This window comes from Rhodococcus sp. NPDC079359 (genome assembly GCF_040702585.1).
GTDB lineage: Bacteria > Actinomycetota > Actinomycetes > Mycobacteriales > Mycobacteriaceae > Rhodococcoides.
The window spans coordinates 78,960-92,332 of the sequence record NZ_JBFBLH010000012.1 but is presented as its reverse complement, the minus strand read 5'-3'; the positions used below and the strand labels follow the sequence as shown (position 1 = coordinate 92,332).

16 protein-coding genes are annotated in these 13,373 nt (G+C 64.6%); 8 read left to right on the top strand and 8 right to left on the bottom strand.

Annotation, left to right across the window (positions count from 1 at the left end; all coding sequences use genetic code 11):
* Positions 1-6 precede the first annotated feature (6 nt).
* Positions 7-519 carry a GNAT family N-acetyltransferase gene (locus AB0362_RS22900; RefSeq protein ID WP_317809165.1) on the bottom strand — a complete coding sequence of 171 codons (513 nt, stop codon included), beginning with the start codon at positions 517-519 and terminating at the stop codon, positions 7-9.
* 119 nt (positions 520-638) lie between these two features.
* Between AB0362_RS22900 and AB0362_RS22895 the strand changes: the two genes are divergently transcribed.
* Positions 639-2,330: a cutinase family protein gene (locus AB0362_RS22895; protein WP_317809164.1), complete on the top strand. Its 1,692-nt coding sequence runs from the start codon at positions 639-641 to the stop codon at positions 2,328-2,330.
* An 88-nt stretch (positions 2,331-2,418) separates the two neighbouring features.
* On the opposite strand, the gene AB0362_RS22890 is transcribed toward AB0362_RS22895, so the two are convergent.
* Genes AB0362_RS22890 through AB0362_RS22880 form a run of 3 tightly spaced genes read right to left on the bottom strand, consistent with a single transcriptional unit; the run spans position 2,419 to position 5,688 of the window.
* Positions 2,419-2,850, bottom strand: a complete 432-nt coding sequence (locus AB0362_RS22890; RefSeq protein WP_317809163.1) for a hypothetical protein — start codon at positions 2,848-2,850, stop codon at positions 2,419-2,421.
* A 53-nt stretch (positions 2,851-2,903) separates the two neighbouring features.
* Positions 2,904-4,136, bottom strand: coding sequence for a hypothetical protein (locus tag AB0362_RS22885; protein ID WP_317809162.1), 1,233 nt, complete (start codon positions 4,134-4,136; stop codon positions 2,904-2,906).
* 16 nt (positions 4,137-4,152) lie between these two features.
* The gene (locus AB0362_RS22880) at positions 4,153-5,688 is read right to left on the bottom strand and encodes an aldehyde dehydrogenase family protein (RefSeq protein WP_300515835.1); all 1,536 of its coding nucleotides are present in this window, start codon (positions 5,686-5,688) and stop codon (positions 4,153-4,155) included.
* A gap of 124 nt (positions 5,689-5,812) precedes the next feature.
* On the opposite strand from AB0362_RS22880, the gene lat reads away from it, so the two are divergent.
* The gene (gene lat, locus AB0362_RS22875; protein WP_317809161.1) at positions 5,813-7,141 is read left to right on the top strand and encodes an L-lysine 6-transaminase; all 1,329 of its coding nucleotides are present in this window, start codon (positions 5,813-5,815) and stop codon (positions 7,139-7,141) included.
* Here lat and AB0362_RS22870 read toward each other — a convergent pair.
* Positions 7,138-7,464, bottom strand: a complete 327-nt coding sequence (locus AB0362_RS22870) for a hypothetical protein (protein WP_317809160.1) — start codon at positions 7,462-7,464, stop codon at positions 7,138-7,140. The genes lat and AB0362_RS22870 overlap by 4 nt on opposite strands.
* 130 nt (positions 7,465-7,594) lie before the next feature.
* Between AB0362_RS22870 and AB0362_RS22865 the strand changes: the two genes are divergently transcribed.
* Complete coding sequence (locus AB0362_RS22865) at positions 7,595-7,999, top strand: hypothetical protein (protein ID WP_317532974.1); 405 nt, start codon at positions 7,595-7,597, stop codon at positions 7,997-7,999.
* A 1-nt stretch (position 8,000) separates the two neighbouring features.
* On the opposite strand, the gene AB0362_RS22860 is transcribed toward AB0362_RS22865, so the two are convergent.
* On the bottom strand, positions 8,001-8,855 hold the full coding sequence (locus AB0362_RS22860) for a LysR family transcriptional regulator ArgP (protein WP_317809159.1): 855 nt from the start codon (positions 8,853-8,855) through the stop codon (positions 8,001-8,003).
* Between the two features lie 75 nt (positions 8,856-8,930).
* Between AB0362_RS22860 and AB0362_RS22855 the strand changes: the two genes are divergently transcribed.
* From AB0362_RS22855 to AB0362_RS22845, 3 genes are all read left to right on the top strand, one after another.
* Positions 8,931-9,548: a LysE/ArgO family amino acid transporter gene (locus tag AB0362_RS22855; RefSeq protein WP_317809158.1), complete on the top strand. Its 618-nt coding sequence runs from the start codon at positions 8,931-8,933 to the stop codon at positions 9,546-9,548.
* Positions 9,549-9,635: 87 nt separating this feature from the next.
* Positions 9,636-9,989 carry a PLD nuclease N-terminal domain-containing protein gene (locus tag AB0362_RS22850; protein WP_149407626.1) on the top strand — a complete coding sequence of 118 codons (354 nt, stop codon included), beginning with the start codon at positions 9,636-9,638 and terminating at the stop codon, positions 9,987-9,989.
* Positions 9,990-9,993: 4 nt separating this feature from the next.
* Positions 9,994-10,515 (top strand): DUF664 domain-containing protein, encoded by a 522-nt coding sequence (locus tag AB0362_RS22845; protein WP_317809157.1) that lies wholly within the window; start codon positions 9,994-9,996, stop codon positions 10,513-10,515.
* A 4-nt stretch (positions 10,516-10,519) separates the two neighbouring features.
* Here AB0362_RS22845 and AB0362_RS22840 read toward each other — a convergent pair whose 3' ends face one another.
* Complete coding sequence (locus AB0362_RS22840; protein ID WP_317809155.1) at positions 10,520-10,906, bottom strand: VOC family protein; 387 nt, start codon at positions 10,904-10,906, stop codon at positions 10,520-10,522.
* Positions 10,907-10,924: 18 nt separating this feature from the next.
* On the bottom strand, positions 10,925-11,302 hold the full coding sequence (locus AB0362_RS22835) for a VOC family protein (protein ID WP_317809153.1): 378 nt from the start codon (positions 11,300-11,302) through the stop codon (positions 10,925-10,927).
* A 46-nt stretch (positions 11,303-11,348) separates the two neighbouring features.
* On the opposite strand from AB0362_RS22835, the gene AB0362_RS22830 reads away from it, so the two are divergent.
* Complete coding sequence (locus AB0362_RS22830) at positions 11,349-12,173, top strand: helix-turn-helix transcriptional regulator (RefSeq protein WP_317809151.1); 825 nt, start codon at positions 11,349-11,351, stop codon at positions 12,171-12,173.
* 116 nt (positions 12,174-12,289) lie between these two features.
* Positions 12,290-13,360, top strand: a complete 1,071-nt coding sequence (gene mraY / locus AB0362_RS22825; protein WP_068045417.1) for a phospho-N-acetylmuramoyl-pentapeptide-transferase — start codon at positions 12,290-12,292, stop codon at positions 13,358-13,360.
* The last annotated feature ends 13 nt before the right edge of the window (positions 13,361-13,373 follow it).

Genomic DNA, 13,373 nt, shown 5'->3' with positions numbered 1-13,373 from the left:
GGGTATCTAAGCGATAGTTCCGAGGGTCATCTTGTAACCGACGTGGGAGTCGACGAAGCCGAGTCGGGTGTAGAAGCGATGAGCGTCCGTTCGACTGGCGTCGGAGGTCAGCTGCACCAGAGCGCATCCCCAGCGCTCGGCCTCGTCGATCGCCCACCTGATCAGCGCACCGCCGAGTCCCCGGCTGCGCCACTGCGCGCCTACCCGAACTGCTTCGATCTGTGCCCGCAGTGCGCCTCCGCGCGCGAGCCCGGGAATGAAGGTCAGTTGCAGCGTTGCCACCACCGCGTCACCGTGTACCACGACGACCTGCAGGTTTCGCGGGTCCGAGGAGATGTCCTCGAACGCTGCGCGATATCGATCCATTTCATCTGCGGATTCCCGCGAGACACCCAGCGGATCGTCGACCAGCAATGCCACGATCGATTCCAGATCCGACGCCACCGCTTCACGCACAACGCACGCCGACCCGTCGGGCAGGTCGAATTCCGTCGATGTAATTCGAGGGTGAATTGTCATGCGCACGACGGTAAATCATCCACTTTGTAACGCGAACCATCCCGAGGACGAAATGCCGGGTAACCCACTGGCAACTGCAGTCGGGATCAGTTCGGGCGGACATGATGGGGATCGAAAACATGAATGTTGGCAAGTCGAAGCGTGCGCGCGTTGCGTTGAGCGCGTTCGCGATCGGAGCCCTCGGTGCCGGAGTAGTTGTGGCCGCACCCTGGTCGACTCCCTCCACGACCACCGAAGCATCCATCGAACTGGTGTCGACGGCCACGTGCTACGACATGGTGAGCATCGCGATCGGCGGCCGCGGCGACACCCCGCGCGAGGGCGTCAAGTGGCTCACCACCCCCGAGGGCGAGCGGCTCCCCGCAGCGATGTCCGGCGATTACTCCAGCGACTGGATCGACCAGGCCGTGCGAGCCCCCAACAACGGCAACGTGGTTCCCGACTCCTACGCCGCGGTGTACGTCGAGTACCCGGCAGACCTGGCGAGCTACGAGAACGCCGTGCAGACCGGCGTCACCAACTCGCAGACCATCATGCGGACGATCTCGGCGTCCTGCCCCGACACCCGATTCGCCATCGTCGGCTACAGCGAGGGCGCAGACGTTGCCCGCCGCACCGCGATGGAGGTCGGCAACCAGGTCGTTTCGGCCGACGGCACGTACGGAATCGTCGATCCCAACCAGGTCGTCGGTGTCGTCATCTTCGCCGACGCCGGCCGCGTGTCGGGAGACGGACCGTTCCCCGGTGCCGAGAACCCGTTCGGCAACCCGGACGGCTTCGACACCAAGTACCAGAACGGCAACACCGCAGTTCCCGGACAGGGCGCACTGCCCGGCACGTCCGGCGGATTCGGAGCGCTCGACGGCCGAGTGGCGTCCTTCTGCTCCGACGGCGACCTCACCTGCGCACTGCCGGAGAACACGTCACTGATTCATCTGGCCGCCAACGTCGGTCGTCAGGTCAATGCCGACGCACTGCAGAACGAGCAGCTCACCCCCGCCACCGGTGCAGATCTTGCACTGGCCCTGGGACGCATCGCAGTCAACGCCTTCAACGACATCGCCTCGCAGCCCAACTGGATGCAGAGCGACGAGACATTCCTCGACGTGCTGATCAAGGTGTCCGAGCCCGGCTACAAGCCCGGCACGGTCACGACTCCCGTCTCGGCCAAGGTCGACGGCGAGCAGGAACCGATCGAAACCGGTCAGATGATCGACCTCGTGTACCTGCCGCAGAAGATCTTCCGCGAGATCACCGGATTCATCTCGTCCAACCAGAACACCGTTCCGGTCATCATGAACGATCCGTACGGCCTGACCTTGGGACCCGGCACGGGACACCACTTCGATTACTGGCGCGACGCCGATGCCGCCAACGGCAAGCCGCTGACCTCGGTGCAGTACGCCGCGGCATGGCTGACCGAACTCGCCGAGGAAGCCAACCGCGGCGAGCCGGTGAAGACCAAAGAGGTCCAGGAGAAGGCCGGACGAGCAGCGGTCGAAACCATCGTGGCACCGGTGACCACCTCGGCAACGGCAACCCCCAAGGCCACGACTACCGCACCTGTAACCACCAGCCCGGTCGTGACCCCGGCAGCTCCGGCTGCGCCGGCACCGGCCGCTGAAAGTCCGGCACCGGCTCCGGCCCCAGCCACCGAGACGGCAACGACCCCCGAGTGCACCGTCGCAGTCGAGGGCGAGACACCCGCCGAGGGCGCACCGCCGGTCTGCGTCACCGCGACCGAGACGGCCGCCGACACAGCACCCGAGACCGTGGTTCCCACGACCACCGAGGCTGTACCTGCGCCGTAGTCCAGTGCGTGCAGAACGCTCACGAGCCCGTCCACCTGTTTCATTCGGTGGGCGGGCTCGTCTGTTGTCACATCCAAGTGCCCGTGACTCAGGCCGTGCCGCGCAGCTTCCCCCGGACCACGATGCCCACGATCAGAAGCGCCACTGCTACGAACACCACCATCGACGGACCGCCCCGGTCGAGACCGGTCAACGTCGGAAGCGGTGCGAGCAGCGCCAGCCCCAGCGGCGGCAGAGTCAGTGCACCGACGCCGCCGGTGTACCAGAACCACTCGATTCGGTTCCAGTCAGAACGACTCTGGACCCGGTCTTCCACATGCACCATGGCAATCGCCAGAGGTACCGCTACGACCAGCCACAGGAGCGGGGACAGCGGCAGACCTGCCCGGCCCAGCAACGCGTCGGTGATGAGCGTCGCGCCGAAATACGACGGCAAGAACACCGCGACGGCGACGCAGAAACCCAAAGTCACGTCGGAGACGTCGTCGGGCAGATCTGTGTTCCGGCTGTGATCGGACATGAGATGCACGCTACGGACAAGGGTGCCGTCGCGGGAATCGCCGCCGTCGGCAGCTACCGAGCCGCCGGATTGTGGATGGGTCGGCGCATCAGCACCGCGCAGGCAATCGTCACCACAGCAACGACCACGAGCCCGGCCACGGACAATGCCAGGTAGTCGGGCTCGCTTGTGCGCGTGGCGACAGCGACGTCCGAAGACAGGCCCGGCTGATAACTCGCGGAGTACACCACCACCGGCAGAGTCATGGTGGACAGCACAGGCAGCGAGACCGCGAGAGAGCCCGGCGACGTCGCGAGGGCCGACACCACCACGTACGCGGCGACCAACGGCAGTGCGAACTCCGATCCCGTCGACACCTCGGCATAGCCCTCGATCACGCCCGCAACAGCGATGACGAACAGCCCGCCCAGTCCGATGTACAGCTGCGGCCAGCGGTAGCCGAGGCCCGCTCCGACGACCAACAGACCCACACTCAGAGCAAGCTGCGCACTGTCACCGGCAGCGAAGCCGAACGAGCCGATCCCGGCCGACGTCGACGCGAACAGCACCAGCAGCAGCCGTCCGTTCCGCCCGGGCAGTAGGAACGACGCCACGAGTGCCACGGCCGTCATACCGGCGAGAGCACCGAGCCATTCGACACTTCGAGCGTCGTGACCGGCGGCAATCCAAGTCAGGACTCCCGCGGCGACAGGTAACGGGATCCCGACGAGCAGGATTCGCCGGGTCTCGTACGGCTGTAGCTCCTCGTGGCGGTACGCCAGGAACAGTGCGATCGCCGCGGCCGAGGCCACGATCACCATGACGATCGCCCGCTGCGGGCTCACGTCGTCCTCGGCACCGACGACATCCCACACGAACACGGGACCGTCATCGGCTTGCAGCAGGGCATCCAGCGCTTTGCCGAGGAGACCGGCTCCGACGGCGGCGACGGCCAGCGATGCCTGCGCACCGCGATGTCGCCCCGCCAGTACGGCGGACGCGCCGAGCAGCGCGCCTGCTCCCACAGCGCCGGCCCAGTCTCCGAACATTCCGGTCACCATGCCGACTGTCCGGAACACGATGACGAGTACTGCTCCGATCGCCACGACAAGCACACCCCGTGCACTCGAACGCGCGAGCACGACGCTCACCAGGCAGGCGGTCAGCGCGAGGACAGTGAGCCCGTTGACGATCGTTGCCGGTGAACCGAATTCGGCCATGTTGCTCAGCAGGGAGTCGAGCGGTCGGACATCACTGATCGCATAGCCGACGACGAAGCCGGCGAGGATCATCGACAGTACTTTCATACTGCCGATCATGCCGTCAGCCGAATTTCACTCCCTGCGCCAGGGGCAGTTCGTTGGAATAGTTGACCGTGTTCGTAGCTCGCCGCATGTAGGCCTTCCATGCGTCCGAACCGGATTCGCGACCGCCACCGGTTTCCTTCTCACCGCCGAAGGCGCCGCCGATCTCCGCACCGGAGGGTCCGATGTTGACGTTGGCGATGCCGCAGTCCGAGCCCGCGGCGGACAGGAAGCGCTCCGCCTCGCGCAGATCGGTGGTGAAGATCGACGACGAAAGGCCCTGCGGCACATCGTTGTGCAATGCGATGGCCTCGTCGAGGGTGTCGTACGTCAGCACGTACATGATGGGCGCGAACGTCTCGTGCTTGACGATGTCGGTCTGCGCGGGCATCGTCACGATCGCGGGCTGAACATAGAACGAGTACTCGTCGACCACGTTCACTCGCTCGCCGCCGACCACGACCGTTCCGCCGTCGGACACCGCCGCCTCGAGAGCCTTCTGATAACCGGCGAATGCGGTGGCATCGATCAGCGGACCCACCAGAGTGTCTGTGGCCAAGGGAGATCCGATCGACAGTGTCTCGTATGCGGCTACCAGCTTGCGAACCAACTCGTCCGCGACCGAGGAATGCACGATGACGCGTCGGAGTGAGGTGCACCGTTGACCTGCCGTCCCGGCGGCCGAGAACACCAACCCACGCGTCGTCAGATCGAGATCGGCCGACGGCGTCACGATTGCTGCATTGTTTCCGCCGAGCTCGAGCAACACCCGACCGAATCGCTCGGCGACACGGGGCGCAACAGCACGGCCCATCCGCGTCGAACCGGTTGCCGAGACCAACGCAACCCGCGAATCGTCCACCAGCGCTTCGCCGGACGCGCGGTCACCGATCAGCAGTTGCGCGATCTTGGGATCCACTCCGGCTGCGGCGGCGGCACGCTCGAACAACGCCTGCACACCGACGGCCGTCAGCGGAGTCTTTTCCGAGGGCTTCCAGATGACCGTGTCTCCCGCGACGAGGGCGAGAGCGGTATTCCAACTCCACACCGCGACAGGGAAATTGAACGCGGTGATGACGCCGACGACACCGAGCGGATGCCACTGCTCCATCATGCGATGCCCGGGCCGTTCGGTGGCGATCGTGTTGCCGTACAGCTGACGGGAGAGTCCGACGGCGAAATCGCAGATGTCGATCATCTCCTGCACCTCACCGAGCCCCTCCGAGACGATCTTCCCGGCCTCGATGGACACGAGCGCGCCCAGATCCTCCTTGTGTACGCGCAGCAGTTCGCCCAGTTCCCGGATCACCTGACCACGCACGGGGGCAGGCACCTGCGACCAGGACACGAACGCGGTGCGTGCATCGGCGACGACGGTCTCGACATCGGCCGCCGAAGCACACGCCAGCGACGCCAGGTTTCCGCCGGTGATGGGCGAGCGCGCGATGATCGCGTCCGGTCCCGCGGGGGCGTCGAGCGCGATCGTGGCACCCAGCCGGTCGAGGATCGCGCGAGTGCGCACACTCAACTCGTCGTGGGTGATGGATGCAGACATGCGCGTACACCTTCCGTGGAGAGAACCGAACCGTCGGAGATGAGCCTACCGATCGAGGCTCGAACCGTATATTTTCCTGTCTTATGGACTTGCTTACGGAACATTAACGCGTATCTTCGTCCTTATGACGCAAGTATTACAGCGCACCGGAGTGACCATCGACGCCGCCAACGTCCGCGACGTGATCGGTGAACACCTACTGGCCGACGGCTTCGAGTTGGTGCTAGACCTCGATGCATCGACCGGATCCACGCTGGTCGACGCCAGGGACGGCACCCGCTACCTGGACCTGTTCACGTTCTTCGCGTCCAACGCGCTGGGCATGAACCATCCGGCGCTGATCGACGACCCGGACTTCCGGGCCGATCTGATGCAGGCGGCGATGAACAAGCCCAGCAACTCCGACATCTACACCGTCCCCATGGCTCGATTCGTCGACACGTTCGCTCGCGTCCTGGGTGACGATCGACTGCCGCACCTGTTCTTCGTCGAAGGTGGCGCCCTGGCCGTGGAGAACGCGTTGAAGGTCGCATTCGACTGGAAATCGCGATGGAACGAAAGTCATGGCCTGGACGCGTCCTTGGGCTCTCAGGTGATGCACTTCGAGCATGCGTTCCACGGACGCTCGGGCTACACGATGTCGCTGACCAACACCGACCCCAACAAGGTCGCGCGCTTCCCGAAGTTCGACTGGCCGCGAATCCCGTCCCCGTTCATCCGATCCGGCGCGAACATGGACGAACTCGAGGACGCATCGTTGGCGGCGGCTCGGTTGGCCTTCGAGGCCAACCCGCACGACATCGCCTGCGCCATCATCGAACCCATCCAGGGCGAGGGCGGAGATCACCACTTCCGGCCCCGGTTCCTGCAGAAGCTACGGGAACTCTGCCACGAGTTCGATGCACTGTTCGTGATGGACGAAGTACAGACCGGAGCCGGAATGACCGGTACCGCGTGGGCATTCCAGCAGCTCGACGTCGTGCCGGATGTCGTCGCCTTCGGCAAGAAGGTTCAGGTCTGCGGCGTCATGGCCGGCGGTCGCGTCGACGACATCGACGACAACGTCTTCGCTGTCAGCTCCCGCATCAACTCGACGTGGGGTGGCAACCTCACCGACATGGTGCGCTCGCGTCGAATCCTGGAAGTGGTCGAATCCGAGAAGCTCATCCCTCGTGCCGGTGAGCTCGGAGCCGTACTGCTGACAATGTTGCAGGACTTGGCAACTCGACACACAGTGGTATCCGAAGTACGTGGACGAGGTCTGATGTGCGCTTTCTCCCTGCCCGACGCCTCCACGCGCGACCGAGTGATCGAGCTGTTGCGTACCGAGGAACATGTACTGGCGCTCGGCTGCGGCGACGCGGCAGTGCGATTCCGCCCTGCACTGACCATCACCGAAACCGAACTGACCCAGGCAGTCGAGTCCATCGACCGGGTTCTGAGCATGCTCTAGCGCTCGGGAGGGATGTCTCTCTGCACCAACCGAATCTGTGACGTCGGAATGACACCGGGACGAAAGTAGAAGTTCTCCGGCGACTGCACGAGGTCACCCTCTTCGACTCCACTGACTTCCCAGACATCGACCGGTCCACCGGTGTTGTTCATGCCCACGAACCAATCACGTTCCCACGCATCGGCTGCCAGGAAACAACCCGCCTGCTCTGGCTGGTTGCTACCGGCAATACCGCGAGCGGCACCCATACGACGCCAGTCGAGTCCGTGGCACCGAATCGACTCACGGTTGAGCACCGAGGTCACGTGATAGCGAATGGTCATCCGCCGAAAATAGCAACGGCAACTTGACGAGTACAGCGATTTTCGCCTTGCCCTCTCCGTTCCACTGTCAGGTAAATCTTGACAGTCTGACCTTCCGCTGTCAGGCTTTTCCTGACACAGGAGGTCGGTCATGGATCCCATCACCCTCGCAACCGAGGCAGATATCACTGCTGCGACGCGGGCCGTCGTGACGGCAGCAGCCACCGAGGCCGGTCGCATCGCCGACGAGATCATCGGCACAGGGCCCCTGCCGGGCACACCGGACTGGGAGGCCGAGCAATCTACCGACCTGCCCGCACGGCGAAGCGTCGCGTGGCATCTGTTGAGCCTGCGTGTGCAACTCGCAGCCGGCCTCGATGGCATCGAAACCGTTGTGGTGCTTCGAGTTCAGGGCACAACGTGGGCGACGATCGGAACGGCCGTCGGAATGTCGCGGCAATCTGCGCACGAGCGATGGGGCACCCGATCGGCGGCGATTCTCGATCCCGTCGGCGACGGACTGCCCGAGGTCGTCCCGAACGACAGTCCGGCCTGAATTACAGCAGCATTCGCTCGGCACCCGCCGCCACGGCGTCGGCCGCTCGCTGCAGTGCGACAGACGACAGCGACCACTGCTGCCAGTACAGCAGCACGTCGTCGATCCCGTTGTCGTCGAAGCACTTCAGCGAGTCACGGTCCTGTAGATCGGGGATCATGCCCCAGCCGAAGCCGAGGTCGACAGCTCGCGCATAGTCGGAAGAAGCCGGCACCAGGTGACGCGGCGGCTCGTGTGGGTCGACACCGAAGCGCTGTAAGTAATTGTCCTGCAATCGGTCGTCTGCATCGAAGACGACCACCGGAGCACAACGCAAAGCCTCTGCCGTCACTCCAGCAGCGAACCACCGATCGATGAACTCCGGCGTGGCCGACGGCCGGTAGCGCATCGCACCGAGGCGTCGAACGGTGCAGCCACGAACCGGATCGGCCACGGAGGTTATTGCAGCGGAGACGATCCCGTCGTGCAGCAACTGCGCGGTCCGGTCCTGGTCCTGCCGATGCAGATCGAAGGTGGTGTTGCGCGCCAGTGGTGCGAGCGCGGGCAGCACCCAGGTCGCCAACGAATCCGCATTGACGGCAAGCGAAATGGGCGCAGCGACGCCGTCGTCACTCAGTTCTGCCCGAGTCTGCTCGGTGAGAGTGTCGATCTGACGCGCCAGACGGAGCACTGCTACGCCCGACTGGGTTGCCACCACCGGCTTGCTGCGTTGAACCAGAGTCCGACCGAGGGATTGCTCCAGCGACTTGATGCGCTGACTCACCGCCGACGGGGTCACGTACAGAGCGCGAGCGGCGGCCTCGAACGTTCCCCCGTCGACCACGGCCCGCAAGGCTCTGAGCTGTTCGATCTCCATAATATGAAGCTACGCTGATCATTACTGAAATACATTCGCTGGACCTAATCATGACCGGCTCCTAGCGTTGCCGTCATGACCTCGCTCGCCGCCGCCCAATCGACCCTCACCGGATTGGGCGTCGGACTCTCCCTCATCGTCGCCATCGGAGCGCAGAACGCGTTCGTGCTGCGTAAGGGCCTGCAACGCGCCCATGTACTGCCGGTGGTGGCAGTGTGCGCACTGTCCGACGCGGTCCTCATCCTGGCCGGGGTGGCAGGAATCGGTGTTCTCGTCGACCGGTTTCCTGTCGCGCTACGCGTCGTGACCGTCCTCGGTGCACTGTTTCTGCTCGTCTACGGCCTGATGGCACTGAACCGTGCTCGGATGCCCTCCACCATGACCGCGGAGGCGCACGGAGGCGGTTCCCTGATCGCCGCGGTGGGCACGTGCCTGGCTCTGACCTGGCTCAATCCTCACGTCTACCTCGACACCGTGGTGTTCCTGGGGTCCATCGGGAACCGTCAGCCCGGTGAACTGCGATGGTGGTTCGCCGCCGGCGCGATGCTGGGCAGCGTGCTGTGGTTCACCGCGCTCGGCTACGGATCGCGGGTGCTCAGTCCATTGTTCGCGAGGCCGTCGGCGTGGCGAGTACTCGACCTCGGCATCGGCATCATGATGCTGACCCTCGCAGCACTGCTGGTGCTCGGCTGAACCTGGATACTTGATCCGCAGTAAAACGAGTGATCTGATAGTCGCGAAAGACCGACCGCGCGGTCTGACAAACCTGGAGGATTTCCCGTGCCGTACCTCGGCCTGCTGATCATGCTGCTGTCCATCTTCTGCTTGATCGATGTCATCACCGCCGACGATTCCGGCATCCGCCACCTTCCGAAAATGGTGTGGCTGCTGCTCGTCATCGTTCTGCCGCTCGCCGGATCGATCGCGTGGCTCGTCGTCGGCCGGCCCGAGAACGGCGGCATCTGGGGTGGCAGCGGCGCACCACGCACCTCGTCGGCCTACCCCGAGTACGACGCCAAACCCGGACGCGCCGTTGCCCAATCGCAGGAGAGCGACGAGGAATTCCTACGCCGTTGCCGCGCCCGGGCCGAGGAACAGCGCCGCATCGCCCGCGAGCAGCGCAGAAACGACTGAGACCATGGCGAAGCTGACGACGTTTCCCGAGCCGAGCTCCGCCCTCTCCGATCCCGCCGACCTGTTTCGCGAGTACCTGCGCTTCTATCGCGGCGAGTTGGTTCGGCGAATCACGGCCCTGAGCGGCGATTCCCTGACCAGCACGGCCGTCCCATCCGAGTGGACTCCGCTGCAGATGCTGACCCATCTGGTGCACATGGAGCAGCGGTGGTTCGTTTGGGGATTTCTCGGCCGCGCAGTCGACGCGCCCTGGGGAGACGCGAAGGACGGCTCCTGGCACGTACCGGCAGATGTGGACGCCGAAGCACTGCTGAGCAGGCTCGACGACGGCGCCCGCCTCACCGACGAGATACTGAAATCACACCGAATGGACGAACTGGCTACTCCCGGTGGGCGATTCAGCGACGAGCAGCCGACGCTGATCTGGATCTGCTTCCATGTACTCCAGGAATACGCCCGCCACCTCGGCCACCTCGACGTCGCTGTCGAACTGGCCGGCGGGCCGACCGGCGAAGCCGAGAACTGACGCTTCAGACGTTCGCGTACAGATCGACGGTGGTGCCGTCGGGATCGTGTACGACGGCATAACGCTGTCCCCAGAACGCATCCCACGGCTGCAGGTGACCGGTGTACCCGGCTTTCGTCACCGCAGCCCACGCCGCGTCCACCCCGTCGGGCGTCCCACAGTCGAACGCGAGCGCTACGCGATGGCCCCCGCTGGGCGGCGTCCACGACGGATCGAACGAGGTGATGGTCGACGGTAGATCGAACAGCAAGCGAACTCCGCCGAGGTCGACTTCCACGTGCTGCTCACCGTCGGCCTCGTCCGGAATATTCAGCCCGAGAACGCGGTAGAACGCCAGCGCCGACGCCATGTCGGCAACGATGATTTCGATTCCTGCCAGGCGCGGTTTCACAATGAAGAGATTAGACCGTCAGCCCCAGTTCGCGGCATTCGTCAGACAGAACGGATGCCCGGCCGGGTCCAGGAGTACGCGCCAGGTCTCACCGGGCTGGTTCTCGGGCAGCGTCGCGCCCAGTTCCACGGCAGCCGTCGCCGCGACATCGAGATCATCGACGGCAAGATCGAAATGAAACTGTTTGCTGCCGTTCGCATTCGGCCACGGCGGCGGTCGATAATCGTCGACGCGGCCGAATCCGAGCGCACTGCTCGGCCCCTGCAGCATCGCGTACTCCTGCTCCGCATGCACGACGCTCCAGCCCAGCAGCGACGACCAGAATGTCGCGCTGGCCTTGGGGTCGGCGCAATCCAGGGTGACCATCTTCAGAGTGGCCACAGGTGTTTCGGTCATGGTGTTCCTCCTTCTCGTGTCGGACCAGACTCCTACACTGACGCGCGTGCCGGATAGGAAAAACGCGACAGCCACCCAGTCCGGCGTCCTGCGGCCCGATCAGCTGGCGCAACATGTCGACCTCGTACGGCTACCGTGTTCGGAGTCGTTGGAACCGTGGGTCGAGAACTACTGGCAGCTGCAGTGGGAACTGCCGCCCGGCACAACGCATCACAGCTCGACGCTCCCGCACCCGGCCTGCACGTTGAGCGTCGAACATGGTTGGACCCGCGAGGGCGTTGTCGAGCCGGTGGTCGTGACGGGGGTCCTCACGCGCCGCTTCGACGTCGTCCTCGCCGAGTCCGGGTGGGTCTTCGGCGTCAAGTTCCGGCCCGGCGGCTACGCGAGTTTCACCGGAACCGTGGCGAGAACACTGCGCGACGTCCCGGTAGCGCCACCGACCCCGTTCCGGTCCGAGACCGTCGCTGCACTGGCCGGGCTGAATGGACGTTTCGATGCCGACCACTGCGGAACCGTCGTCGACGCGGTTCTCACGCCCTACGCCCGTGACGTCGAGCCGGAGTACGAGGTGGTCTTGGACGTCATTGCAACCATGCTCGGAGATCGGGCGCTGATTCGCGTCGCCCAGGTGGAACAGCGGTGTGGCATCGGCACTCGTCGACTGCAGCGGCTGTTCGAGCGTTATGTCGGCGCGACGCCCAAGTGGGTACTCGGGCGGTATCGGATTCACGACGCCCTCAGCGAGCTCGACAACGGCTACTCGGGTCCGCTGGCACACCTGGCCGCGCGGTACGGGTGGTTCGACCAGGCTCACTTCACTCGGGAGTTCACCGAATTGGTCGGAATGCCGCCGAGCGCATACCAGCGGTGAGTAACGCCTTCGTCACGCAATGCGACTTTTGCCGATTCGTTTGGCACAGTATTCGCGGTGCCCGATAAGCATCGTGGTGGGGAACAGCAGCACAGAGGAAGAGTGGGCTTCAACGCATGATCAACATTCTCGTCGCCGGTGGAATCGCGTTGGCGGTCTCGATTCTGTTGACTCCATTTCTCATCGCACTGTTCACCCGGCAGGGCTTCGGCCAGGAGATCCGCGTCGAAGGTCCGGCAAGTCACCACGCCAAGCGCGGAACGCCGACGATGGGCGGCGTCGCGATCATCGTCGGTTTGTGGGCCGGTTACCTGGGCTCGCACCTCGTCGCAATGGGCGGTGACGGGCCCTCGGCGTCGGCGCTGTTGATTCTCGGTCTCGCGACGGCACTCGGCGTCGTCGGATTCCTCGACGACTACATCAAGCTCCGCATGAAACGAAGCCTCGGACTCAAGGCGACCGGCAAGTACGTCGGGCAGATCAGTGCAGCGGTGATCTTCGCGGTACTGGCGCTGCAGTTCCGCAATGGGAACGGGCTGACTCCGGGCAACGTCGAACTGTCGCTGGTACGCCAATCCACGTTCTTCACCATGGCCCCGATCGTCTTCGTCCTGTTCTGTGTCTTCCTCGTCGTCGCGTGGTCCAACGCGGTCAATCTCACCGACGGGCTCGACGGTTTGGCGGCGGGGTCGATGACGCTCGTCCTCGGCGCGTACACGGTGATGACGTTCTGGCAGTACCGGCAGTCCTGCGCGACCAATTCGGTCGCCGGGTGCTATCAGGTACGGGATCCGCTCGACCTCGCCGTCGTCTGCGCTGCGGCCGCGGGTGCCTGCATCGGATTCCTCTGGTGGAACGCGGCTCCGGCCAAGATCTTCATGGGCGACACCGGCTCACTCGCCCTCGGCGGACTGCTCGCCGGCCTGTCGATCGTGAGCAAGACCGAACTTATCGCCCTCGTCTTCGGAGCCCTGTTCGTCGCCGAGAGTGCCTCCGTCGTCATCCAGGTCGCGTCGTTCAAGAGCACCGGCAAGCGGCCGTTCCGGATGGCCCCGATCCACCACCACTTCGAACTTGCCGGCTGGGCCGAGACGACGGTCATCATCCGACTGTGGCTGTTCGCGGCCATCGCGTCGGCGCTGGGACTCGGATTGTTCTACAGCGAATTCCTCGCAGCCGTCGGCTGACCTACGATTCTGG

Excerpts from the sequence above, each read along its gene's own strand:
- AB0362_RS22900 (WP_317809165.1), bottom strand. The coding sequence starts at position 519 with ATGACAATTCACCCTCGAATTACATCGACGGAATTCGACCTGCCCGAC.
- AB0362_RS22895 (WP_317809164.1), top strand. The coding sequence starts at position 639 with ATGAATGTTGGCAAGTCGAAGCGTGCGCGCGTTGCGTTGAGCGCGTTC.
- AB0362_RS22890 (WP_317809163.1), bottom strand. The coding sequence starts at position 2,850 with ATGTCCGATCACAGCCGGAACACAGATCTGCCCGACGACGTCTCCGAC.
- AB0362_RS22885 (WP_317809162.1), bottom strand. The coding sequence starts at position 4,136 with ATGAAAGTACTGTCGATGATCCTCGCCGGCTTCGTCGTCGGCTATGCG.
- AB0362_RS22880 (WP_300515835.1), bottom strand. The coding sequence starts at position 5,688 with ATGTCTGCATCCATCACCCACGACGAGTTGAGTGTGCGCACTCGCGCG.
- lat (WP_317809161.1), top strand. The coding sequence starts at position 5,813 with ATGACGCAAGTATTACAGCGCACCGGAGTGACCATCGACGCCGCCAAC.
- AB0362_RS22870 (WP_317809160.1), bottom strand. The coding sequence starts at position 7,464 with ATGACCATTCGCTATCACGTGACCTCGGTGCTCAACCGTGAGTCGATT.
- AB0362_RS22865 (WP_317532974.1), top strand. The coding sequence starts at position 7,595 with ATGGATCCCATCACCCTCGCAACCGAGGCAGATATCACTGCTGCGACG.
- AB0362_RS22860 (WP_317809159.1), bottom strand. The coding sequence starts at position 8,855 with ATGGAGATCGAACAGCTCAGAGCCTTGCGGGCCGTGGTCGACGGGGGA.
- AB0362_RS22855 (WP_317809158.1), top strand. The coding sequence starts at position 8,931 with ATGACCTCGCTCGCCGCCGCCCAATCGACCCTCACCGGATTGGGCGTC.
- AB0362_RS22845 (WP_317809157.1), top strand. The coding sequence starts at position 9,994 with ATGGCGAAGCTGACGACGTTTCCCGAGCCGAGCTCCGCCCTCTCCGAT.
- AB0362_RS22835 (WP_317809153.1), bottom strand. The coding sequence starts at position 11,302 with ATGACCGAAACACCTGTGGCCACTCTGAAGATGGTCACCCTGGATTGC.
- mraY (WP_068045417.1), top strand. The coding sequence starts at position 12,290 with ATGATCAACATTCTCGTCGCCGGTGGAATCGCGTTGGCGGTCTCGATT.